Origin of the sequence: Paraburkholderia fynbosensis (genome assembly GCF_902859935.1) — a bacterium.
Lineage (GTDB): Bacteria > Pseudomonadota > Gammaproteobacteria > Burkholderiales > Burkholderiaceae > Paraburkholderia > Paraburkholderia fynbosensis.
In genome coordinates this window covers 25,917-49,455 of sequence record NZ_CADIKI010000007.1, presented here as the reverse complement: position 1 = coordinate 49,455, position 23,539 = coordinate 25,917, and the positions used below count along the sequence as shown (strand labels likewise).

Annotated in this window: 16 protein-coding genes; 15 read left to right on the top strand and 1 reads right to left on the bottom strand. The window is 62.2% G+C overall.

Going from position 1 to position 23,539, the window contains the following annotated elements:
* Nucleotides 1-501 precede the first annotated feature (501 nt).
* The 10 genes from HV770_RS13350 (at nucleotide 502) to HV770_RS13305 (ending at nucleotide 10,255) form a co-directional block, all read left to right on the top strand.
* Complete coding sequence (locus HV770_RS13350) at nucleotides 502-1,047, top strand: ATP synthase subunit I (protein WP_175160255.1); 546 nt, start codon at nucleotides 502-504, stop codon at nucleotides 1,045-1,047.
* A gap of 162 nt (nucleotides 1,048-1,209) precedes the next feature.
* Nucleotides 1,210-2,061, top strand: a complete 852-nt coding sequence (gene atpB, locus HV770_RS13345; RefSeq protein ID WP_175160253.1) for a F0F1 ATP synthase subunit A — start codon at nucleotides 1,210-1,212, stop codon at nucleotides 2,059-2,061.
* Nucleotides 2,062-2,142: 81 nt separating this feature from the next.
* On the top strand, nucleotides 2,143-2,412 hold the full coding sequence (atpE, locus tag HV770_RS13340; RefSeq protein ID WP_007180033.1) for a F0F1 ATP synthase subunit C: 270 nt from the start codon (nucleotides 2,143-2,145) through the stop codon (nucleotides 2,410-2,412).
* Nucleotides 2,413-2,550: 138 nt separating this feature from the next.
* On the top strand, nucleotides 2,551-3,021 hold the full coding sequence (locus HV770_RS13335; protein ID WP_175160251.1) for a F0F1 ATP synthase subunit B: 471 nt from the start codon (nucleotides 2,551-2,553) through the stop codon (nucleotides 3,019-3,021).
* A 2-nt stretch (nucleotides 3,022-3,023) separates the two neighbouring features.
* On the top strand, nucleotides 3,024-3,563 hold the full coding sequence (locus tag HV770_RS13330) for a F0F1 ATP synthase subunit delta (protein WP_175160250.1): 540 nt from the start codon (nucleotides 3,024-3,026) through the stop codon (nucleotides 3,561-3,563).
* Nucleotides 3,564-3,621: 58 nt separating this feature from the next.
* A complete protein-coding gene (gene atpA, locus HV770_RS13325) occupies nucleotides 3,622-5,163 on the top strand; it encodes a F0F1 ATP synthase subunit alpha (RefSeq protein ID WP_121316078.1) in 1,542 nt (513 codons plus the stop codon).
* A gap of 139 nt (nucleotides 5,164-5,302) precedes the next feature.
* Entirely contained in the window at nucleotides 5,303-6,187 is an 885-nt protein-coding gene (gene atpG, locus HV770_RS13320; RefSeq protein ID WP_121316077.1) for a F0F1 ATP synthase subunit gamma, read from the top strand.
* A gap of 129 nt (nucleotides 6,188-6,316) precedes the next feature.
* A complete protein-coding gene (gene atpD / locus HV770_RS13315; RefSeq protein WP_121316076.1) occupies nucleotides 6,317-7,711 on the top strand; it encodes a F0F1 ATP synthase subunit beta in 1,395 nt (464 codons plus the stop codon).
* Nucleotides 7,712-7,867: 156 nt separating this feature from the next.
* On the top strand, nucleotides 7,868-8,293 hold the full coding sequence (locus HV770_RS13310) for a F0F1 ATP synthase subunit epsilon (protein WP_175160248.1): 426 nt from the start codon (nucleotides 7,868-7,870) through the stop codon (nucleotides 8,291-8,293).
* 231 nt (nucleotides 8,294-8,524) lie between these two features.
* Nucleotides 8,525-10,255 (top strand): AMP-binding protein, encoded by a 1,731-nt coding sequence (locus tag HV770_RS13305; protein WP_175160246.1) that lies wholly within the window; start codon nucleotides 8,525-8,527, stop codon nucleotides 10,253-10,255.
* A gap of 820 nt (nucleotides 10,256-11,075) precedes the next feature.
* On the opposite strand, the gene HV770_RS13300 is transcribed toward HV770_RS13305, so the two are convergent.
* Nucleotides 11,076-11,867 carry a transporter substrate-binding domain-containing protein gene (locus tag HV770_RS13300; protein ID WP_175160244.1) on the bottom strand — a complete coding sequence of 264 codons (792 nt, stop codon included), beginning with the start codon at nucleotides 11,865-11,867 and terminating at the stop codon, nucleotides 11,076-11,078.
* A 219-nt stretch (nucleotides 11,868-12,086) separates the two neighbouring features.
* On the opposite strand from HV770_RS13300, the gene hemE reads away from it, so the two are divergent.
* The 5 genes from hemE to HV770_RS13270 all read left to right on the top strand — a co-directional run bounded on the left by hemE (nucleotide 12,087) and on the right by HV770_RS13270 (nucleotide 23,502).
* Entirely contained in the window at nucleotides 12,087-13,187 is a 1,101-nt protein-coding gene (gene hemE, locus HV770_RS13295; protein ID WP_175160242.1) for a uroporphyrinogen decarboxylase, read from the top strand.
* A gap of 449 nt (nucleotides 13,188-13,636) precedes the next feature.
* Nucleotides 13,637-15,898 carry a primosomal protein N' gene (locus HV770_RS13290; protein WP_175160241.1) on the top strand — a complete coding sequence of 754 codons (2,262 nt, stop codon included), beginning with the start codon at nucleotides 13,637-13,639 and terminating at the stop codon, nucleotides 15,896-15,898.
* 168 nt (nucleotides 15,899-16,066) lie between these two features.
* Nucleotides 16,067-17,479 (top strand): YeiH family protein, encoded by a 1,413-nt coding sequence (locus tag HV770_RS13285; protein ID WP_175160239.1) that lies wholly within the window; start codon nucleotides 16,067-16,069, stop codon nucleotides 17,477-17,479.
* A gap of 848 nt (nucleotides 17,480-18,327) precedes the next feature.
* Complete coding sequence (gene putA, locus HV770_RS13275) at nucleotides 18,328-22,266, top strand: trifunctional transcriptional regulator/proline dehydrogenase/L-glutamate gamma-semialdehyde dehydrogenase (RefSeq protein ID WP_175160235.1); 3,939 nt, start codon at nucleotides 18,328-18,330, stop codon at nucleotides 22,264-22,266.
* An 87-nt stretch (nucleotides 22,267-22,353) separates the two neighbouring features.
* Nucleotides 22,354-23,502, top strand: a complete 1,149-nt coding sequence (locus HV770_RS13270; RefSeq protein WP_175160233.1) for a branched-chain amino acid ABC transporter substrate-binding protein — start codon at nucleotides 22,354-22,356, stop codon at nucleotides 23,500-23,502.
* The last annotated feature ends 37 nt before the right edge of the window (nucleotides 23,503-23,539 follow it).

Sequence of the window (23,539 nt, the reverse complement as noted above, 5' to 3'; positions counted from 1 at the left end):
TCAGCGCCGCTTGCGGGGGAGGGCAGAGCCCATGCACCGGATGACGCTAACCCGCATGGCGCGGTTAAGCCAATTGTTCGCAGTCGACCGTTAACTTGCTGGCGAATCTGCCGTTGACTTCGCCGCCCCGTTATAAGGAACCTTGCACCACCACGCCGCTCGCCCTCTACCCGTCGGCGGCCAATCCCGCACGCAAAAAATGACGTTTGTTGTGTTTTCGACACGCCTGCCATAGCGTCTGCGCGACCTACGATCAGGCGCAAACCTGCGCGATTCCAACTCCCCGTTTTGCCATCCCCCAGCCGCCTTACATTTGGCGTGTTTTCCCTTGGCGGAATGCTGTTCGCGTGCGGCGAAGGGGCGTTTGATGCCGGTTATTGAACGGCCTAAAGTCTTGAATTGCCTGCAACTATCGCTTACAATCGCCCGGATTTAATTGCACGGCAACCCCGTAAGCGCAGCGAAAGCTCGCGAGCTGAACAAGACTTTCGGAACACTGCGATGGCGGTCAAAACGTCGAATCAAACGCCGAAGAATGGGCACGACGGGCACCGCGCTGAACGCACCGTTTCCGATTCGTCCACCGGCCAGCAAGTTACGCATGACGAGTCGTGGGGCGTCGAGCAAGAAGATAACAATATCGTTCCGCTCACGCGGGCCGAGGCTGAAAAGCTGTTTGGTCCCAACGTGAGTCGTCCATCGCGCGTCACGCCTTTTAAGGTCGTGACGGCGCAAATGGTCTTGTCCCTGGGTGTTACGCTGGTGTGGTGGCTGTTCTACAAGCCGCCGGGCGCTGCTGCGCTGTCCGCGTTCCTGGGGGGGGCGATTTGCTGGATCCCTGGCGCTCTGTTCGCGGCGCGCCTTAGAACGCTGAGCGGCGCCGAGACAGTGATGAGCTGGATGATCGGCGAAGCGCTCAAGATGGGGACAACGATTGCGATGTTTGTAGCCATCGCTTTCTGGTATCACGACGTACGCTGGGTGCCGCTGCTCGTGACCTACCTCATTGCGCTCAAGACTTACTGGATCGCCTTGGCGTGGCGCTAAGGTAGCAGAAACAGTTAGCAGCAAAAAAATTCAGGCTGGCGCGCAGCGCCGGCAACAGGTGTGCGGATACGACACGGTCCGCGCCCGGCGTGTTCCCGCAATACAGCATTGCTGCGGGTGCGGCCTAAGACGATTTTCGACAATTTGGGTGGCTTTAACGATATGGCAGCTAGCGAAGGCACGCGCGCAATGGATCCGTCCGAGTACATCGCGCACCACTTGCAGAACTTTTCCACCGCGCACCAGACGTCGATTTTCGACATTCACGTGTGGAATCTGGACACCCTTTTCTGGTCGATCGTTTGCGGTCTGGCCACCATCCTCATCCTGCGTCTCGCTGCCCGCAAGGCAACGTCCGGCGTGCCGGGTCGTTTCCAATGCGCGATCGAAATGCTGGTCGAAATGGTCGAGGATCAATCGAAGTCGATGATCCACGGCACGCGCACTTTCATCGCACCGCTGGCCCTGACCGTGTTCGTCTGGGTCGCGCTGATGAACTCGCTCGACTTTATCCCTGTCGACCTGCCGGGCCACGTGATCGGCTGGCTGGGTCTGTCCGAAGTCATCCCGCACCACCGCATCGTGCCGACCGCCGACCTGAACGGCACGCTGGGCATCGCCCTCGGGGTGTTCGCGCTGATGATCTATTACAACTTCAAGATCAAGGGCGCCGGCGGCTTCGTGCATGAGCTGCTGTCCGCTCCGTTCGGCGCGCATCCCCTGCTGTGGATCCCGAACCTTGCACTGAACATCATCGAGTTCGTCGCGAAGACGGTGTCGCTCGGCATGCGGCTGTTCGGCAACATGTACGCGGGCGAACTGTTGTTCCTGCTGATTGCCCTGCTCGGCAGCCTCTGGAGCTTCGGCGCGGACACGACGGTGCTTGGCTTCATCGGCCACGTGATCGCCGGCACCGTGTGGTCAATCTTCCACATCCTGATCGTTCTGCTGCAGGCGTTCATTTTCATGATGCTGACGCTGGTGTACATCGGCCAGGCACACGACACGCACTAACCGGCGCCGTCGACCACGAATCGTAGTTTTTCAAATCCCAGTTCCAACCAGTTCTAAAAGACTTTTCACAAAGGAGTGATCATGCAAGCTTTCATCGCCAACATCCAGGGTCTGACCGCCATCGGTATCGGCATCATCATCGGCCTGGGTGCAATCGGCGCCTGTATCGGTATCGGCCTCATGGGCGGCAAGTACATCGAAGCATGTGCTCGCCAGCCGGAACTGATGAACCCGCTGCAAACCAAGATGTTCCTGCTGGCTGGTCTGATCGATGCGGCGTTCCTGATTGGTGTTGGTGTGGCAATGCTGTTTGCGTTCGCGAACCCGCTGCTGTCGAAGCTGGCAGGCTGAGGTTCCTCGGAAGTTTGCGCCTGAGCTATAACTGGTAAAGGCGCAGGGCGGAACGGGCACTTGGGCGCTGATCGAATACAGAATCGATGAGCGCCTTGCCGTTTCACTTTCCGAACTAGCAACGTTTAAGGAAACACCGTGAATCTCAACGCAACCCTGTTTGCGCAAATGGTCGTGTTCCTGATCCTCGCGTGGTTCACGATGAAGTTCGTGTGGCCGCCGTTGATCAATGCCATCGACGAGCGCTCGAAGAAGATTGCTGAAGGCTTGTCGGCTGCTGAAAAGGGCAAGCAAGAACTCGAAGCTGCTCACAAGCGCGTCGACCAGGAACTCGCCCAGGCTCGCAACGACGGTCAGCAACGTATTGCCGATGCGGAAAAGCGCGCGGTGGCAGTCGCTGACGAAATCAAGGCTCAGGCACAAGCTGAAGCCGCTCGCATCATCGCGCAAGCGAAGGCCGACGCGGAACAGCAAGTCGTGAAGGCGCGCGAAACGCTGCGCGGCGAAGTCGCCGCACTTGCTGTGAAGGGTGCTGAACAGATCCTGAAGCGCGAAGTCGACCAGGCAGCCCACGCTGACCTGCTGAATCAACTGAAAGCCGAGCTCTGATCATGGCCGAACTTGCAACCATCGCCCGTCCGTACGCAGAAGCGCTGTTTGGCGTGGCCGAAGCTGGTGACATCGCCGCCTGGTCCACGCTCGTGCAGGAGCTGGCACAGGTTGCGCGTCTGCCCGAAGTGCTGTCGATCTCCTCGAGCCCTAAAGTAGGCCGCGCCCAGGTCAGCGAATTGCTGCTGGCCGCGGTCAAGTCGCCGCTCAAGGACAACGCGCAAGCGAAGAATCTGGTGCAAATGCTGGTGGACAATCATCGCCTGCAATTGCTGCCAGAAATCGTCGTGCAGTTCGAAGAGTTGAAGAACGCCCGCGAAGGGGCGGCCGATGTGCTGATCGTCAGCGCATTCCCGCTCGAGGGCGCGCAGTTGAACGAACTCGTCGCAAGTCTCGAACGCAAATTCAAACGCAAGCTGAAGCCGACGGTCCAGGTGGACTCGTCGTTGATCGGCGGCGTGCGCGTGACGGTCGGCGACGAAGTGCTCGATACCTCGGTCCGCGCGCGGCTTGCCAGCATGCAGACGGCTCTGACGGCCTGAAGCGCTTTAGGCGCTGAAGCGGCTGGCACGCAACAGAATTGACTATCAGGAGCGAATAATGCAACTCAATCCCTCTGAGATCAGCGAGCTGATCAAGAGCCGGATCCAGGGCCTTGAAGCGAGCGCAGACGTTCGCAACCAGGGCACCGTGATCTCCGTGACCGACGGTATCGTGCGTATTCACGGCCTGTCGGAAGTGATGCAGGGCGAAATGCTCGAATTCCCGGGCAACACCTTCGGTCTCGCACTGAACCTCGAGCGCGACTCGGTCGGCGCCGTGATTCTGGGTGAGTACGAACACATCTCGGAAGGCGACATCGTCAAGACGACGGGCCGCATTCTGGAAGTGCCGGTGGGTCCGGAACTGCTCGGCCGCGTGGTCGACACACTCGGCAACCCGATCGACGGCAAGGGCCCGATCAACGCGAAGAAGACCGACGCAATCGAAAAGATTGCTCCGGGCGTGATCTGGCGTAAGTCGGTTTCGGAACCGGTCCAGACCGGTCTGAAGTCGATCGACGCGATGGTGCCGATCGGCCGTGGCCAGCGTGAGCTGATCATCGGCGACCGCCAGTGCGGCAAGACCGCAGTCGCAGTCGACGCGATCATCAACCAGAAGGGCAAGAACCTCTTCTGTATCTACGTCGCGATCGGCCAGAAGGCTTCGTCGATCATGAACGTGGTGCGCAAGCTGGAAGAAACCGGCGCGCTGGAATACACGATCGTCGTGTCCGCTTCGGCTTCGGAATCGGCTGCGATGCAGTACCTCGCACCGTACGCCGGCTGCACGATGGGCGAATACTTCCGCGACCGCGGTCAAGACGCGCTGATCGTTTATGACGACTTGACCAAGCAAGCTTGGGCATACCGCCAGATCTCGCTGCTGCTGCGCCGCCCGCCGGGCCGCGAAGCCTACCCGGGCGACGTGTTCTATCTGCACTCGCGTCTGCTGGAACGTGCTGCTCGCGTCTCGGAAGATTACGTCGAGAAGTTCACCAACGGCGAAGTCAAGGGCAAGAGCGGTTCGCTGACGGCACTGCCGGTCATTGAAACGCAAGCCGGCGACGTGACCGCATTCGTTCCGACGAACGTGATCTCGATTACCGACGGCCAGATCTTCCTGGAAACCGACCTCTTCAACGCAGGTATCCGCCCGGCAATTAACGCTGGCGTGTCGGTGTCGCGCGTCGGTGGTGCGGCTCAGACGAAGGTCGTGAAGAAGCTGTCGGGCGGTATCCGTACCGACCTCGCGCAGTACCGTGAACTGGCGGCGTTCGCGCAGTTCGCATCGGATCTCGACGAAGCGACCCGTAAGCAGCTGGAGCGCGGCCGCCGCGTGACGGAACTGCTGAAGCAGCCGCAGTATCAGCCGCTGCAAGTGTGGGAACTGGCCATTTCGCTGTTCGCAGCGAACAACGGCTACCTCGACGACCTCGAAATCTCGCAAGTCCTGCCGTTCGAAAAGGGCCTGCGCGAATACCTGAAGTCGAGCCACGCCGACTTGGTCAAGCGCGTCGAAGATACCAAGGAACTCTCGAAGGACGACGAAGGCCTGCTGCACACGGCCCTTAAAGACTTCAAGAAGTCCGGCGCTTATTGATCCGCGAGTGATCCGCAAGGCATAAACGGACCTTGAAGCGGCGCGGGCCACATGTGAATGCACCCGTGCTGCTTCGATCGCTTTGCATGGGACCCGAGTCAGCGCTGAAGCGCTAACTCGGGCCGACAAGGAGCAAGCAATGGCTGGAATGAAGGAAATTCGCGGCAAGATCAAGAGCGTGCAAAACACGCGCAAGATCACGAAAGCGATGGAGATGGTGGCCGCATCGAAGATGCGCCGCGCTCAGGAGCGCATGCGCGCTGCTCGCCCGTATGCCGACAAGGTCCGCGATATCGCTGCGCACATGAGCCGCGCGAACCCGGAGTATCGTCACCCGTTCATGGTGTCGAACGAAGGTGCGAAGGCGGCCGGCATCATCCTCGTCACGACCGACAAGGGTCTGTGCGGCGGGATGAACACCAACGTGCTGCGCGCGTCGCTGCAGAAGTTCAAGGAACTGGAAGGCCAAGGCAAGACGATCGAAGCAACTGCGATCGGCAGCAAGGGCTTGGGTTTCCTGAACCGTTTGCGTGCTCAGGTGGTTTCGAACGTCGTGCAACTGGGCGATACGCCGCATCTGGAAAAGCTGATCGGTGCGGTGAAGGTGCAGCTCGACCTGTACTCGGAAGGCAAGGTTTCGGCGGTGTACCTGGCGTACACACGCTTCGTCAACACGATGAAGCAAGAGCCGGTGATCGAGCAACTGCTGCCGCTGTCGGCAGAACAGTTCGAGCGCCAGGAAGAAGACGGCACGACGCCGAGCACACAGTGGGACTACATCTACGAGCCGGATGCGCAGGCAGTGGTCGACGAACTGCTGGTGCGTTATGTCGAAGCGCTGGTCTATCAGGCCGTCGCGGAAAACATGGCATCGGAGCAGTCGGCCCGGATGGTTGCGATGAAGGCCGCTTCGGACAACGCGAAGACGGTCATCAACGAACTGCAGCTCGTATACAACAAGAGCCGTCAGGCCGCGATCACGAAAGAACTGTCGGAAATCGTCGGTGGCGCAGCGGCAGTCTGACCTTGACGGTCAGGCATGCCGCTTCGTGTGCGCCGGTCAGGCGCACCCGTCCAGGCGGCCCCGTCTAAGCGACCCCATCGAAATTGCGCCTTTGCGCGAGTGAAGAATTGAGTATCTAAAGGAAAAGCGATGAGTACTACTGCTTTGGTAGAAGGCAAGATCGTACAGTGCATCGGCGCGGTGATCGACGTGGAATTTCCGCGTTCGGACATGCCGAAGATTTACGACGCGCTCATTCTCGAAGGTTCGGAACTGACCCTCGAAGTCCAGCAACAGCTGGGCGACGGCGTCGTCCGTACCATCTGTCTGGGTGCATCGGACGGCCTGCGCCGCGGCACGGTCGTGAAGAACACTGGTAACCCGATCAGCGTGCCGGTCGGCAAGCCGACTCTCGGCCGGATCATGGACGTGCTGGGTCGCCCGATCGACGAAGCCGGCCCGATCAACTCGGACGTGGTGCGCGGCATTCACCAGAAGGCGCCGGCGTTCGACGAACTGTCGCCGTCGACCGAACTGCTCGAAACCGGCATCAAGGTTATCGACCTGATCTGCCCGTTCGCGAAGGGCGGCAAGGTCGGTCTGTTCGGTGGCGCCGGTGTGGGCAAGACCGTGAACATGATGGAACTGATCAACAACATCGCTAAGGAACATGGTGGTTACTCCGTGTTCGCCGGTGTTGGCGAGCGTACCCGTGAAGGGAACGACTTCTATCACGAAATGAAGGACTCGAACGTTCTCGACAAGGTCGCGCTGGTGTACGGCCAGATGAACGAGCCGCCGGGCAACCGTCTGCGTGTCGCGCTGACCGGTCTGACGATGGCCGAGCACTTCCGTGATGAAGGCCTCGACGTGCTGTTCTTCGTCGACAACATCTACCGCTTCACGCTGGCAGGCACGGAAGTGTCGGCACTGCTCGGCCGTATGCCGTCGGCAGTGGGCTATCAGCCGACACTGGCTGAAGAAATGGGCAAGCTGCAAGAGCGTATTACGTCGACCAAGACCGGCTCGATCACGTCGGTTCAGGCCGTGTACGTCCCTGCTGACGACTTGACCGACCCGTCGCCGGCTACGACTTTCGGCCACCTGGACGCAACCGTCGTGTTGTCGCGTGACATCGCTTCGCTGGGCATCTACCCGGCAGTGGACCCGCTCGATTCGACTTCGCGTCAGATCGACCCGCACGTGATCGGCGAAGAGCACTACTCGATCACGCGCGGCGTGCAGCAAACGCTGCAGCGCTACAAGGAACTGCGCGACATTATCGCGATTCTGGGCATGGACGAACTGGCGCCGGAAGACAAGCTCGCCGTGGCGCGCGCTCGTAAGATCCAGCGTTTCCTGTCGCAGCCGTTCCACGTTGCCGAAGTGTTCACGGGTTCGCCGGGCAAGTACGTGCCGCTGAAGGAAACGATCCGTGGCTTCAAGATGATCGTTGAAGGCGAGTGCGACCATCTGCCGGAGCAAGCGTTCTACATGGTCGGCACGATCGACGAAGCCTTCGAAAAGGCCAAGAAGATCCAGTAAGGGTTGGGTGTAACGAAGCGGGCGCGGCCATGCGTGTCGATATGATTGTGCTGTATCGGAACGCAAGGGGGCGCCTCTCACTACGCTCACCTCAGCCTTGCATGGGACGAGAGTAAGCGCTGAAGCGCTACCTCTCGTCGACAGGAGTCGACAGTTATGGCAACCATTAAAGTAGACGTCGTCAGCGCGGAAGAGCAGATCTTCTCGGGCCAGGCGAAGTTCGTCGCGCTGCCGGGCGAAGCGGGTGAACTCGGCATTCTGCCGGGCCACACGCCACTCATCACGCGGATTCGTCCGGGTGCGGTACGCATCGAAGCTGAAAACGGCGAAGAGGAATTTGTGTTCGTCGCCGGCGGCATCCTCGAAATCCAGCCGGGCGCTGTGACGGTTCTCGCCGACACGGCAATTCGCGGCAAGGATCTCGACGAAGCAAAGGCTGAAGATGCACGCAAGCGTGCAGAAGAAGCGCTGCAAAACACCGGTTCGAACCTCGAATACGCAACCGCGCAAGCGGAACTGGCGTACGCGACGGCTCAGCTCGCTGCGATTCAGCGTCTGCGCAAGCTGCGTGGTCAGAAATAAGGCACACGTAACAAAGAGAAAGCAGCCTTCGCGGCTGCTTTTTTTTGACCATTACTTGACGTTTACGGAAAGGTCAGCAAAATCACGCGATCGGACCGGTAGCAGGCCCGCCGCGCAAATCCGCGCGATGCGCTGCGGGTAAGACTTGATGCCGTAAGAACGCACGCCGGTGGCACAATCGATTTCAAATTCATTTCAATCGGACCAGCTTCGACTCACGGAGACAACACCATGGCAACGCAAGCGTCAGGCGAAGGTGCACTCATCGAACCCAAAGACGGACTGTCGTATGTGCGCGGGTCGACCGAAATCCCGTTGAGCGAAGCGACCGTCGGCCAGTTTCTTCGCGACACGGCCAAACGCTTTGCCGACCGCCCGGCCGTGGTGTTTCGCGAGCAGCGTATTCGCTGGACGTGGAAGGAATTTGCAGATGAAGTGGACGTGCTGGCGGCCGGGCTTCTCACACTCGGCATCGCGAAGGGCGACCGCGTTGGCATCTGGTCGCCGAACCGCGTGGAGTGGCTGCTCACCCAATTCGCGACCGCGCGGATCGGCGCGGTGCTGGTCAACATCAATCCGGCCTATCGACTCGCGGAACTCGAATATGCGCTGAACAAGGTCGGCTGCAAGGCGGTCATTGCCGCCGAGCGTTTCAAGACGTCGATGTACCTCGAAATGTTGCAGGAGCTTGCCCCCGAATTGGCGGCGCAGGCGCCGGGGGAACTTCACGCCGCACGGTTGCCGCAGTTGCGCTACGTGATTCGCATGTGCGATACCGAAACGCCTGGCATGATGAGCTTTTCCGAACTGATTGAACGGGGACGCGCGACGCTCGACACCGCGCAACTCGAAGCCCTTGGCACAACGCTGACATGCCACGAACCGATCAATATTCAGTTCACGAGTGGTACGACGGGGAATCCGAAAGGCGCAACGCTAACCCATAGCAACGTGGTCAACAACGCGCGCTACATCGCGATGGCGATGCGGCTGACCGAGCAGGACGGCTTATGCATTCCCGTCCCGCTATACCACTGTTTTGGGATGGTGCTGTCGGTGCTCGCGTGCGTGTCGGTCGGCGCGAATATGGTGTTTCCAGGCGAGGGCTTCGACCCCGCCGCGACCCTCGCCGCGGTGACCGAAGAAAAGTGCACCGCCTTGCATGGCGTGCCCACCATGTTTATCGCCGAGCTCGATCACCCGGACTTCGCTGGCTACGACTTCTCGCAACTGCGCACCGGCATCATGGCGGGCTCGCCGTGCCCGATCGAAACGATGAAGAAGGTCGTCTCGAAGATGCATCTGAGCGAGATCACGATTGCGTACGGCATGACGGAAACCAGCCCGGTATCGTTCCAGAGTTCGACGACGGACCCGCTCGACAAACGCACCACCACGGTAGGCCGCATTCAGCCGCACCTGGAGGTGAAGATCGTCGATCCGCTCGGCGAGATCGTGCCGGTGGGCGAGACTGGCGAGCTGTGCACGCGGGGCTACTCGGTGATGCAGGGCTACTGGGACGACGAGGCGAAGACGCGCGAAAGCGTGATCGACGGCTGGATGCATACCGGCGATCTGGCAACGCTCGATGCCGAGGGTTACTGCAACATCGTGGGCCGATTGAAGGACATGTTGATTCGCGGAGGGGAAAACATCTATCCGCGTGAGATTGAAGAATTTCTGTTCCGCCACCCGAAAATCCAGAGCGTGCAGGTATTTGGCGTGCCCGACGCGAAGTACGGCGAAGAAGTCTGTGCGTGGGTCGTGCTGCGCTCGGGTGAGCAGGCGAGCGCCGAAGAGATCCAGCAGTTTTGCCAGGGGCAAATTGCGCACTACAAAGTGCCGAAGTACATCCGTTTCGTCGACGAATTGCCCATGACGGTGACCGGCAAAGTGCAGAAATTCATCATGCGCGAACGGATGATCAGCGAATTGAAGCTGCGGGAAGACAAGACGGCATGACGGCTGGGGCAGAGCCGCGCTGGCAATTGTTGACGGCAAACGCCGCTCGACGCGAACAGAAGCCAGAGCCGTTTGGTCCGCTTCGCGAACCGGACCTGAATAGAAGCAAGCCGGAGCGATGTCTTGCGCGCAAACGTTTGGCGAGACGAAAAAAAAGCGGGCCTGGAGCCCGCTAAAAACCACACGCTACGGGGTTAGCGCGAGGAGACCAAAGTTGGAGCACCTGAGACGGCGACCCTGCGCCGAATACGGCCCCAGCAGGGATGCCCCTTCTCAGGGCTTCGGCATAGGCCGACCGGCAAGTGCATCGTATCCGCTCACACCATGCACCCAGCCACATCCGTGTTGAAACCGTTGAGGCATTGTGGGCGAATTACTCTGGCGGCGCGGTAACAAAGTGTTTCAGGTTGTAACGCCCGCCAGATAAGGCGCTGCGGGACTAATTGCCAAGTCCGGACGCTCGAAACGTAATTTTTACTGATGACTGGCTCGCAACTTCATACGCATGATTGATGCTATTCGTGTCGCATATTGCGGCGTAAATTGTTCAGTCGATTCCGCATGAAATGGTTGCATGCGCATCCTTTATAAGCAAAATCTCCCGTGTTACAGCGTTTCCCAAGCTGCGGGAAATTTCGTACTAAGCCCGGGATTGAAGTGTTGCAAAGCAACACATTAATCTTTTGAATCGCGTCCGCTGGGGTCAATTCGCAAAATTAACCATTCCGTGTCGTTATTAGGCTTTGGCTTAAACCGGACGAGGTTCGTTACACGATGGCGGCCGCCGCCAGAACTAATTGGCAACGGTCAGCTACTTAGTTCATTTCAACCACTTATCCGAAATGCCCTGATACTCGCCGGTCGCCCGCGCAAGGTGCAGCCACTGGTCGACATACTGCTGGAAAGCCACATCGCCGCGCGGCAGCAGCCAGGCTTTCTCGCCGTACTGGAACGGCTTGTCCGGGTGCACGGAACAAAGACCCGGATTCAGCTTCTGCTGCAACAAGGTTTCCGAGGCGTCCGTCACCATCACGTCGGCCTTCCCGGCAAGGATCTGCTTGAAAATTGTCACGTTGTCGGGATAGACGCTCAGGTTCGCATGCGCAAAGTACTGCTTCGCGAAACGCTCGTTGGTCCCGCCCGGATTGACGATCACGCGCGTCGATGGCTGGTCGATTTGCGCGACAGTCTGATACTTGCTTACGTCGTCACAGCGCACGATGGGCGTCTTGCCGTCGATCATGTAGGCCTGCGTGAAGAACGCGCGCTTTTGCCGCTCAAGCGTAGGTGACACCCCACCCACACCGATATCGCATTTCGAGACAAAGTCGTTCATCAGGTTCGACCATGACGTCTTGACGAACTCCACCTTCACGCCGAGCGATTTGGCGAGCGACTCCGTCATGTCAATGTCGATGCCTTCGAACTGGCCGTCCCCTTTGTAGAACGAATATGGTTTGTAGTCGCCGGTCGTGCAGGCGCGCAGTGTGCCGCGGCTAAGAATTTCGTCGAGCCTGGAGGGCGCGGCGGGATTGGTCTGCGCACCGGCTACGCCCACGTGCATCAAAACACCGGCGACGGCGCCGAGGATGGCAACTACTAGCTTGTTCATCGAGTGTCCTTGTCCTTTGTATGTAATTGTCTGGTAAGACGGTCCGATAGTAGCTTGGTGAAGCTGGCTTGAACATCGGCCATTCAGCCAGGATGACATGCTGCGGGCGTCCAGGGAAAACTGTCGCTGCCATGCGGCCGGACAGTTATTGGTCGCGTCAGGCGCGATGGGGCGAGCGCGCTCCGGTAAAATGCTCCTTTGCCCTCAGTCGTACGAAACGTGGCCCATAAACTCCTGAACGACACCTTCCTGCGCGCGCTGCTGCGCCAGCCGACCGACTACACGCCGATCTGGCTGATGCGGCAGGCTGGTCGCTACCTGCCGGAATACAATGCCACGCGGGGTCGCGCGGGCAGTTTCCTTGCTCTTGCAAAAAGTCCGGCGTTCGCGACGGAGGTCACGCTTCAGCCGCTCGATCGTTACCCGCTCGACGCCGCGATCCTGTTCTCCGACATCCTGACCGTCCCCGACGCCATGGGCCTCGGACTCGAGTTCGTGACCGGCGAGGGGCCCAGGTTCGCCCGCCCGGTGCGCACGGAAGACGACGTCGCGCGCCTCGCGGTGCCGGACATCGACGCCGCGTTGCGCTACGTGACCGACGCCGTTCGCGAAATTCGCACCGCGCTCACGGACGCGCAAGGCCGCCAACGCGTGCCGCTGATCGGTTTTTCAGGCAGCCCATGGACCTTGGCCTGCTACATGGTCGAAGGCAGCGGGTCGGCGGACTTCCGCACCGTCAAGTCGATGCTTTATGCACGTCCGGATCTGATGCATCGGATCCTCGACGTCAACGCACGTTCGGTCGCGGCCTACCTGAACGCGCAGATCGAAGCCGGCGCGCAAGCCGTGATGATTTTCGACACGTGGGGCGGGGCGCTGGCGGACGGTGTATATCAACGCTTTTCGCTGCAGTACATCCAGCAGGTGGTGAGCCAGTTGAAGCGCGATCACGACGGCGAGAAAGTGCCGGTGATTACCTTCACGAAGGGCGGCGGTCTGTGGCTCGACGAGATAGCCGAGATCGGCGTGGATGCGGTCGGTCTCGACTGGACCGTGAACCTGAGCAAAGCTCGCGAGCGCGTGGGCGGCAAGGTCGCGCTACAAGGCAATATCGACCCTTCGGTGCTGTTTGCGCCGCCCGCTTCGATTCGCATGGAAGCGCGCGCGGTACTCGAGAGCTTCGGCAATCATCCGGGCCACGTCTTCAATCTGGGGCACGGTATCTCGCAGTTCACGCCGCCGGAAAACGTGGCGGAGCTGGTAGACGAAGTGCATCGTCACAGCCGCGCGATTCGCAGCGGCGCGCATGCACTAACCTGAGGCCGTAATCGTTACCATTTTTGTTGCGGCGCAGCGAAGTGGGCTCCGGGCCTAAGGGGAGAATTGCTGTCCGTGGGCCGTCAGTTGGCGGTCTCGCGATTGTCAAGACTTGACTTATGCACATTTGCCACGTTGCGGCGCAGTAGAACCTTTCGTCATCTCCCGACCCTTGCACAGTGCCTGCGCATTTGATCCAACCCTTGTCAGGCAAGGGTTTGACGGGCGCCAGACGAAATGTGCGATACCCCACAGAAGGCCGCCGCGGCGCGCTTCGCGGCCCGTCCGGGCGAAGTTTTCAACAAAGTTATCCACAGGCCAGCGGATCGAGTGCAATTGTTCAGCGGAATCCAAAACTTAGCGCTGTTATTGAAGTTTTACTTTAACTTCGATCGGCGCTCTGCTTCTCCAATGTGCGTGGCGACGTGGCGTCACGTCGCGTCGGCACTCCCATGTCGTGCGACCGCGTGAGCGAGGTCTTCGTTCGCGTCGCGCTGGATCATCCGCTGCCGACCCTGTTCGACTACCGATACGACGCATCTGAGCCCGTCGCGCCAGGCATGCTCATCAGCGTGCCATTCGGCAAGCGGCACGTGGTCGGGCTCGTCTGCGAAGTGACCGCTCACAGCGACGTGCCGGCGAACCGCCTGCGCTCGGTCAGCGGCTTATGCACCGCGTGTCCGCCGGTGTCGGCGGAATGGTTGAGGCTGAGCGCGTTCGCCGCCGACTACTACCAGCGCGGCCTCGGTGAGGTGGCCTTGCCGGCGTTGCCGCAAGCGTTGCGCGATGCGTCGCGCTGGTCGCGCCTGTTCGCACCGCAGGAGCGCTATAGCCTCACGCCTGAAGGCCGGGCCGCGTTGCCCGACGCCTTGCCTGCCCGCGCGAGCGCCTTGCGAAAGCTCGCGCAGTCGCTCGCCGGCGCCGACTTCCTGCTGGCCGCCGACGCTCGCGCGCTCCACCCCAAAGCGCTTGCGAATCTCGAAGTATGGCAAGCGCAAGGCTGGGTGGCGCTCGACATCATCGAGGCTGCCGAGGTGCAGGCCGCTCCGGCGTCGCCCGACGCGGCTGCGCCCGTGCTCCCCACGCTCACGGACGAGCAGACGGCCGCCGTCGAAGCGATTCGCGACGCGGACGGCTTTGCTCCGTTCCTGCTGCACGGTGTGACGGGCAGCGGCAAGACCGAGGTGTATCTGCGCGCGCTCGCCGAGATTCTTGCCGCGAAGCCCGACGCCCAAGCGCTCGTCCTCGTGCCGGAGATCAATCTGACGCCGCAATTCGAGGCGGCCTTCCGCGCGCGCTTCGCCGCGCTGAACGGCACGTCGATCGTCACGCTGCACAGCGGCCTCGCGGAAGGCGAACGCGCCCGCCACTGGTTCGCCGCGCATACCGGGCGCGCGCGCATCGTGCTCGGCACGCGCCTCGCGGTGCTGGCGTCGCTGCCGAAGCTCGCGATCATCGTCGTCGACGAGGAGCACGATCCGGCGTACAAGCAGCAGGAAGGTCTGCGCTATTCGGCGCGCGATCTGGCGATTTACCGGGCCAAGCAACTGGGTCTGCCGGTCGTACTCGGCTCGGCGACGCCGTCCCTCGAAAGCTGGTGGCAGGCCGACCAGGGGCGCTACAAACGGCTCACCTTGTCGCGCCGGGCCGTAGCCGACGCCGTGTTGCCCACCGTCAGGCTGATCGATCTCGAAGAGGAGCGCCGGCGCGGGCGGGCGTCGGTGGAAGGCTTGTCGGGCCCGCTCATTGCCGCGCTAAAGGCGCGGCTCGAGCGCGGCGAGCAGAGCCTCGTGTTCCTGAACCGGCGCGGCTACGCGCCCCAACTCGCCTGCGATGCGTGCGGCTGGGTCGCGGGCTGTCCGCGCTGCAGCGCCTACGTCGTCCTGCACAAGCCCGAGCGCGCGCTGCGCTGTCACCACTGCGGTTGGGAGTCGCGCATTCCGCGTTCCTGTCCGGAGTGCGGCAACGTCGATATCGCGCCGATGGGGCGCGGCACCCAGCGCGTCGAGGAAACGCTGGCGAGCGCGGTGCCCGGCGCCCGTGTGCTGCGCATCGATGCCGACAGCACGCGCCGCAAAGGCAGCGCGCAGGCGCTGTTCTCCGATGTCCACGCGGGCGAGGTCGATATCCTCGTCGGCACGCAGATGATCGCGAAGGGGCACGATTTCCAGCGCGTGTCGCTGGTCGGCGTGCTCAATGCCGACACCGCGCTGTTCTCCCACGATTTCCGCGCGAGCGAGCGGCTGTTTGCGCAATTGATGCAGGTGAGCGGCCGGGCGGGCCGAGCCGGTCTGCCTGGCGAAGTGCTGGTGCAGACGCGTTATCCGCGCCACGCGCTGTACCACGCGCTGGGCCGCCACGACTACGTCGGTTTTGCCAACTCGACGCTGGCCGAGCGGCGCGACGCGCACCTGCCGCCGTTCGTCTATCAGGCGTTGCTGCGTGCCGAGGGTCGCACGCTGGAGGCCGCGCTCGCCTTTCTGCAGCAGGCCGCCGCCGAACTGACCGGCATCCCGGCCGCCGAGCGCGTGACCGTCTACGACGCCGTGCCGCTGACGATCGTCAAGGTGATGCATGTGCATCGCGCGCAACTGCTGATCGAAAGCGCATCGCGGGCGGCACTGCAGGCCACGCTGCGCGCGTGGCAGCCGCTGCTGCGCGGCCTGAAAGGCGTGCTGCGCTGGAATCTCGAAGTCGATCCGCTCGACATCTGACGTCGGCCGCCAGTCGGCGGCCCGCATTACTTCTTCAGGTCATATTCATAGAGCGAATGGTCGTTTCGTTTTGCGACGCTGCTCGCCTATATTCGCCGAATCGGCGCATATTGAGGCAAAACTCCAATATCCCCGCGCCGATGCACCTCAACTTCCTCGGGCATTGTGATGAGCGACACCAACCAGACTGTGCCGAGCGGCGCGACCCCCGCCAAGCGCCAAGGCACGCACGGCGGCGGACTCCTGCAGACAGAAGACTGGCTGGCCGTGTGGGTCGGGTTGCTCGTGATCGTGATTGCCTGGGCGCTGTTCGCGTCGGGCAGCAGCATCAAGTGGCTGGCGGTGGCGCCGGCCAAATGGTCGAGCATCGGCCAGGCCGCGCAGGACCTCGGCACGCATCTACCGAACTACATGGCGTTGTTCATCGTGTTTGCGCTGCTGTTCGGCGCAAGTCTCGCGTTGCTGAAGCAGCGTGTCGGCGCCTTCCTCGCGGCGTTCCTGATTCTTTTCATCGCCTCGGCGCTGATTTTTACGCTGGGCGCGTGGGTCAATGCGTCGAAGTACAACTTGGAGCCGCCCTTGGTGGCGCTCGCGCTCGGATTGCTGATCTCGAACGTGTTGACCTTGCCCGACTGGTTTTCCGCGGGCTTGCGGGTCGAGTTTTACATCAAGGTCGGCATCGTGCTGCTTGGCGCGACGCTGCCGTTCACGTTGCTGGTCTGGGCCGGACCGGTGGCGGTCGCGCAGGCGACCATCGTGTCGCTCGTGACGTTCTTCGTGATCTTCTTCGCCGCCAGGGCGTTCGGACTCGACCGGCGCTTTGCCGCCGTGCTCGGCGTGGGCGGCGCGGTGTGCGGCGTGTCGGCGGCGATCGCGATTGCCGGCGCGGTGCGGGCCAAGCGCGAACAGGCGTCGGTGGCGATTACGCTGGTGGTGCTGTGGGCGATCGTGATGATCTTCGTGCTGCCGTTCGCGTCGCGCTCGCTCGGACTATCCACGGCGGTCGCGGGCGCGTGGATCGGCACCTCGGAATTCGCGGACGCCGCAGGCATCGCCGCCGCACAGGCCTACGGCGACTTTGCGAGGCACGCGGGCGGCGCGATTGCCGGCGCGCCGGAGGCGTCGCTGCAGGCGTTCACGCTGATGAAGGTGGTCGGCCGCGATATTTGGATCGGCATCTGGGCGTTCGTACTGGCGATCGTCGCGACGACGCGCTGGGAGTCCCAGGATAGCGGCGTCAAAGCGAAGCCGAATGCCGGCGAAATCTGGGCGCGTTTTCCGAAATTCGTGATTGGCTTTGTCGTCGCGTCCGCGTTGGTGACGTGGATCGCGAGTCACTATTCGCTGGCCGATTACCGCAAGATCGTCACGCCCGAGTTTGTCGCGCCGATTACCGTATTGCGCACCTGGGCGTTCACGTTCTGTTTTCTCAGCATCGGCCTGACGACACGCCTGCGCTCGCTTTCGGCGACCGGCCTGAAGCCGTTCCTCGCGTTCACGGCGGGAGTGGTGATCAATATCGTCACCGGCTACCTGCTGTCCGCGCATGTGTTCGCGGCGTACTGGAACAGTCTCGGGTGAGGCTCGTGGCACACCGCGCCGAGCACGTCGACAGGACCGCGGACCCGCACCACCCGGCGTGCGCGCCGCGCTGCGCCGACTGTCGGCACCGCGCCGAGGATCGGCATTCGCTCGAGCAAAGCATTCCGGGACTCGCGGTGTTCAGTTCGGGGTTCGGCGCAAGCGTCGCGGATAGCCGGCTGTGCCGCCTGCATGACCAACTGGTTTCACCGGGCGATGTCTGCGCGCAGTTCGAGCCGCACCCCTCGCGTTGACGCGTGCCTCGACCTCGCGTCGAGGTTTAAGCCCGGTGACGCGTGCCGGCCAATCCACACCCGGCGGCAGCTAGCACCGCTCTGCCACTCGCACTAGCCCGGGACGCCGCCCGTGCGGCTCAGTCGTTCAAAGCGGCTCGCGTATCTCCCGAAGATGCGTGCGATGCCGCGTGTGCGCCCCCTTTGGAGACGATGCGCTTGCTCGACCCCGCCGTCGCGCCCCGAATGAACAGTACCGCGCAGGCCGCACACATCGCCCAGATGCCCAATACCACCAGCCACTTTTCCATTTCGCCAGTCCTCAAAAACCCCGTATCGTTTTTTGCGTGCCCTGAGGCCGCGCGCTATGTCTCTATAACGGCGCGCCGGATCATTTGATAAGGGCAAATGCAAAAAGAATCAGGCCAGGGAAAATACTGAGCGCAACGGGGGTTGCCGCGAGTGGCGCCGTCGGCCGGAAACCCATGTCCCATAAGGCTTTCATAGGGGTGCAACCTTTCGGCGGAATTGGTTGCACCTTTTTATTTGGAGGCGTACGATTCGCCAACTTTTAGTCTTTCACCAGGCATTCGTCTGGTATCCGAAGAAGGAAACATGGCTAGCACCACCCTTGGCGTCAAGGTCGACGACCTCCTGCGTTCCCGGCTGAAAGATGCCGCCACCCGCCTCGAACGCACTCCGCACTGGCTGATCAAGCAGGCGATCTTCGCATATCTCGAGAAAATCGAGCACGGCCAGTTGCCGCCTGAATTGTCGGGCGCGAACGGTTCGGCGGATCTGGCCGACGGCGCGGCGGTCGAACAGGAGGAAGACGGTGCGTCACATCCATTCCTCGAATTTGCGCAAAACGTGCAACCGCAATCGGTGCTGCGCGCGGCGATCACTGCTGCATACCGCCGACCGGAGCCTGAGTGCGTGCCGTTCCTGCTCGGTCAGGCGCGCTTGCCGGCCAATCTCGCAGGCGACGTGCAGGCCATGGCCGGCAAGCTGGTCGAAACGCTGCGCACCAAGAGCAAGGGCGGCGGCGTCGAAGGACTGATCCACGAATTCTCGCTGTCGAGCCAGGAAGGCGTGGCGCTGATGTGCCTCGCCGAAGCGCTGCTACGCATCCCCGATCGCGCGACCCGCGACGCGCTGATTCGCGACAAGATCAGCAAGGGCGACTGGAAATCGCACGTCGGCCAGGCGCCGTCGCTGTTCGTCAATGCCGCCACCTGGGGCTTGATGATCACCGGCAAGCTGGTGACGACCAATAGCGAAACGAGTCTCTCGTCGGCGCTGACGCGTTTGATCGGCAAGGGCGGCGAGCCGCTCATCCGCAAGGGCGTCGACATGGCGATGCGCCTGATGGGCGAGCAGTTCGTCACCGGCGAGAACATCTCCGAAGCGCTTGCCAACAGCCGCAAATATGAAGCGCGCGGGTTCCGCTACTCGTACGACATGCTCGGCGAAGCGGCCACCACCGAAGCCGACGCGCAGCGCTACTACGCATCGTATGAACAGGCGATCCACGCGATCGGCAAGGCCGCCGGCGGCCGTGGCATCTACGAAGGCCCGGGCATCTCGATCAAGTTGTCGGCTTTGCACGCACGCTACTCGCGTTCGCAGCAGGAACGCACGATGAGCGAACTGCTGCCGCGCGTGCGCTCGCTCGCGATCCTCGCGCGCCGCTACGACATCGGCCTCAATATCGACGCCGAGGAAGCCGACCGCCTCGAAATCTCGCTGGATCTGCTCGAAGCGCTGTGTTTCGATCCGGAGCTGGCCGGCTGGAACGGTATCGGCTTCGTGGTGCAGGCCTATCAGAAGCGCTGCCCGTTCGTGATCGAATACATCATCGATCTGGCGCGCCGCAGCCGTCACCGCATCATGGTGCGGCTCGTGAAGGGTGCGTACTGGGACACCGAAATCAAGCGCGCGCAAGTGGACGGTCTCGAAGGCTATCCGGTCTACACGCGCAAGATCTATACGGACGTGTCGTACATCGCGTGCGCGAAGAAGCTGCTCGGCGCACCCGACGCGGTCTATCCGCAGTTCGCCACGCACAATGCGCACACGCTGTCGGCGATCTATCACCTCGCGGGCAACAACTACTACCCCGGCCAGTACGAGTTCCAGTGCCTGCACGGCATGGGCGAGCCGCTGTACGAGGAAGTCACCGGCCCGCTGTCCGCCGGCAAGCTGAACCGTCCGTGCCGCGTCTACGCGCCGGTCGGCACGCATGAGACGCTGCTCGCGTACCTCGTGCGCCGTCTGCTGGAAAACGGTGCGAACACGTCGTTCGTGAACCGCATCGCCGATGAAAGCGTCGCGATCAAGGACCTGATCGCCGACCCGGTCGACGAAGCGTCGAAGATCGTGCCGCTCGGCGCGCCGCACGCGAAGATTCCGTTGCCGCGCAATCTGTACGGCGCCGAGCGTCTCAATTCGATGGGCCTCGATCTGTCGAACGAGCATCGCCTCGCGTCGTTGTCGTCGGCGTTGCTGGCGAGCGCGCATCATCCGTGGCGCGCCGCGCCGATGCTCGAAGACAACGAGATCGCCGTGGGCACCGCGCGCGACGTGCGCAACCCGGCGGACCAGCGTGACCTGGTCGGTACGGTCGTCGAAGCGACGCCGGAGCACGTGAGCGCCGCGCTCGCGCATGCAGTGGCCGCGGCGCCGATCTGGCAAGCAACGCCGGTCGACGCACGGGCCGATTGCCTCGCGCGGGCCGCCGATCTGCTCGAAGCGCAGATGCATACGCTGATGGGTCTGGTGGTGCGCGAAGCCGGCAAGTCGCTGGCGAACGCGGTCGCGGAAATCCGCGAGGCGATCGACTTCCTGCGCTATTACTCCACGCAGATCCGCGACGAGTTCTCGAACGACACGCACCGTCCGCTGGGGCCGGTGGTCTGTATCAGCCCGTGGAATTTCCCGCTGGCGATTTTCATGGGCCAGGTGGCGGCGGCGCTGGCAGCCGGCAACACCGTGCTCGCGAAACCTGCTGAACAAACGCCGCTGATCGCCGCGCAAGCCGTGCGGATTCTGCGCGAAGCCGGGGTGCCGGCGGGCGCCGTGCAACTGCTGCCGGGCGACGGCGAAACGGTCGGCGCGGCGTTGGTGGCCGACCCGCGCACTCGTGCTGTGATGTTCACCGGCTCGACCGAAGTCGCGCGCCTGATCAACAAGACGCTGTCGAACCGGCTCGATCCGGACGGCAAGCCGATTCCGCTGATCGCCGAAACCGGCGGCCAGAACGCGATGATCGTCGATTCGTCGGCGCTCGCCGAACAGGTGGTCGCGGACGTGCTGCAATCGTCGTTCGACTCCGCCGGTCAACGGTGTTCCGCGCTGCGCGTTCTTTGTCTGCAGGACGACGTCGCCGACCGCACGCTCGAAATGCTGACGGGCGCGATGCGCGAACTGGCGGTGGGCAATCCGGACCGCCTGTCGATCGACGTCGGCCCGGTGATCGACCTGGACGCGAAACGCGGCATCGACGCGCACGTCGCGGCGATGCGCGACAAAGGCCGCAAGGTCGAACAACTGCCGATGCCGGAAGGCTGCGCACAAGGCACCTTCGTGCCGCCGACGCTGATCGAACTCGACAGCATCGACGAACTGAAACGCGAAGTGTTCGGCCCGGTGCTGCACGTGGTGCGTTATCGCCGCAGCCAGCTCGACAAGCTGCTCGAACAGATCCGCACGACCGGCTACGGCCTGACGCTCGGCATCCACACGCGGATCGATGAAACGATCGCTCACGTGATCAGCCGCGCGCACGTCGGCAACATCTACGTGAACCGCAACGTGATCGGCGCGGTGGTGGGTGTGCAGCCGTTCGGTGGCGAAGGTCTGTCGGGCACCGGTCCGAAAGCGGGCGGCGCGCTGTATCTGCAGCGATTGCTCGCGACGCGTCCGGCAGGTTTGCCGAAGTCGCTCGAGAAGGCGTTGGTCGCGGATGTACCGCAAGCCGCCGAAAACGGCGACAATCCGTCCGCTGCGTTGACCGCGCTGCGTGACTGGCTGATCGCCGAGCGCCAGCCGCAACTGGCCGCTCGCTGCGATGGTTATCTGTCGCATGTGCCGGCGGGCGCGACCGCGGTGTTGTCGGGGCCCACCGGCGAGCGCAATACCTACACGCTGGGCGCGCGCGGCACGGTGCTGTGTGTCGCGTCGACGCAGAGCGGTGCGCGCGTGCAGTTTGCCGCCGCGCTGGCTACGGGAAATCGTGCGCTGTTCGAAGGCGCGGCGGGTGAACAATTGGTGTCGCAACTGCCCGCGTCGCTGAAGTCGTACGCGAGCGTGAAGAAGAGCGCCGACACGCCGTTCGATGCCGTGCTGTTCGAAGGCGACAGTGACGAACTGCTGGCGCTGGTTAAGGAAGTCGCGAAGCGTCCGGGGCCGATCGTCTCGGTGCAGGGCGTCGCGGCGCGCGCGCTGGAAAGCGGCGAAGAGGATTACGCGCTCGAGCGTCTGTTGACCGAACGCTCGGTCAGCGTGAATACGGCGGCGGCAGGCGGCAATGCGAATTTGATGACGATCGGTTGAGCGAACCTCATTGATCCCTTCAATAAAACGGAAGCGGTACGGCGACCCCGATATCGCTCCATCTACACCTGGTACCAAGGAGAAGCTATGCAACACAAGATGAAACAGCTGGCAGGCGCAGCGCTGGTTGCAGCAATGTCGCTGGCGGGGACGGCCAACGCACAATCGACGGAAGACGTGAAGGTGGGTTTCGCCGGTCCGATGACGGGCGCACAGGCTCACTACGGCAAGGACTTCCAGAACGGCATCACGCTGGCAGTGGAAGAGATGAACGCGACCAAGCCGGTGATTGGCGGCAAGCCGGTTCGCTTCGTGCTGGATTCGGCCGACGACCAGGCTGACCCGCGCACCGGCACGACCGTTGCGCAGAAGCTGGTGGACGACGGTATCAAGGGCATGCTCGGTCACTTCAATTCGGGCACCACGATCCCGGCTTCGCGCATCTACGCGAACGCAGGCATCCCGCAGATCGCAATGGCGACGGCGCCGGAATACACGCAGCAAGGCTTCAAGACCACGTTCCGCATGATGACGTCCGACACGCAGCAAGGTTCGGTCGCCGGTACGTTCGCGGTCAAGACCCTCGGCATGAAGAAGATCGCGATCGTCGATGACCGCACGGCTTACGGCCAAGGTCTCGCCGATCAGTTCGAAAAGGCGGCGAAGGCTTCGGGCGCGACGATCGTCGATCGCGAATACACGAACGACAAGGCTGTCGACTTCAAGTCGATCCTGACCAAGCTGAAGTCGGCGAACCCGGACCTGATCTATTACGGCGGCGCGGATTCGCAAGCGGCGCCGATGGTCAAGCAAATGAAGCAACTCGGCGTGAAGGCGCCGCTGATGGGCGGCGAAATGGTTCACACGCCGACCTTCATCAAGCTCGCGGGCGACGCGGCGAACGGCACGGTGGCATCGCTTGCCGGCCTGCCGCTGGAAGAAATGCCGGGCGGCAAGGACTACGTCGCGAAGTACAAGAAGCGTTTCAACGAAGACGTGCAAACGTACTCGCCGTACGCTTACGACGGCGCAATGGCGATGTTCGCGGCGATGAAGACCGCGAACTCGACCGATCCGGCGAAGTACCTGCCGGTGCTCGCGAAGACCTCGATGCCGGCGGTGACGTCGTCGAATCTCGCGTATGACAGCCGCGGCGATCTGAAGAACGGCGGCATCACGCTGTACAAGGTGGTCGACGGCAAGTGGACGACGCTGCAAAGCGTGGGCGGGAAGTAAGCGGCATTTGTTGCTTGCTTTGACGGCGGAAGTCAAA

Bases quoted from the DNA above. Each gene is read 5' to 3' on its own strand.
- atpB (WP_175160253.1), top strand. From the start codon at position 1,210: ATGGCAGCTAGCGAAGGCACGCGCGCAATGGATCCGTCCGAGTACATC.
- HV770_RS13290 (WP_175160241.1), top strand. From the start codon at position 13,637: ATGTCGTGCGACCGCGTGAGCGAGGTCTTCGTTCGCGTCGCGCTGGAT.
- atpE (WP_007180033.1), top strand. From the start codon at position 2,143: ATGCAAGCTTTCATCGCCAACATCCAGGGTCTGACCGCCATCGGTATC.
- putA (WP_175160235.1), top strand. From the start codon at position 18,328: ATGGCTAGCACCACCCTTGGCGTCAAGGTCGACGACCTCCTGCGTTCC.
- HV770_RS13330 (WP_175160250.1), top strand. From the start codon at position 3,024: ATGGCCGAACTTGCAACCATCGCCCGTCCGTACGCAGAAGCGCTGTTT.
- HV770_RS13305 (WP_175160246.1), top strand. From the start codon at position 8,525: ATGGCAACGCAAGCGTCAGGCGAAGGTGCACTCATCGAACCCAAAGAC.
- atpD (WP_121316076.1), top strand. From the start codon at position 6,317: ATGAGTACTACTGCTTTGGTAGAAGGCAAGATCGTACAGTGCATCGGC.
- HV770_RS13350 (WP_175160255.1), top strand. From the start codon at position 502: ATGGCGGTCAAAACGTCGAATCAAACGCCGAAGAATGGGCACGACGGG.
- HV770_RS13300 (WP_175160244.1), bottom strand. From the start codon at position 11,867: ATGAACAAGCTAGTAGTTGCCATCCTCGGCGCCGTCGCCGGTGTTTTG.
- HV770_RS13270 (WP_175160233.1), top strand. From the start codon at position 22,354: ATGCAACACAAGATGAAACAGCTGGCAGGCGCAGCGCTGGTTGCAGCA.
- atpA (WP_121316078.1), top strand. From the start codon at position 3,622: ATGCAACTCAATCCCTCTGAGATCAGCGAGCTGATCAAGAGCCGGATC.
- atpG (WP_121316077.1), top strand. From the start codon at position 5,303: ATGGCTGGAATGAAGGAAATTCGCGGCAAGATCAAGAGCGTGCAAAAC.
- HV770_RS13285 (WP_175160239.1), top strand. From the start codon at position 16,067: ATGAGCGACACCAACCAGACTGTGCCGAGCGGCGCGACCCCCGCCAAG.
- HV770_RS13310 (WP_175160248.1), top strand. From the start codon at position 7,868: ATGGCAACCATTAAAGTAGACGTCGTCAGCGCGGAAGAGCAGATCTTC.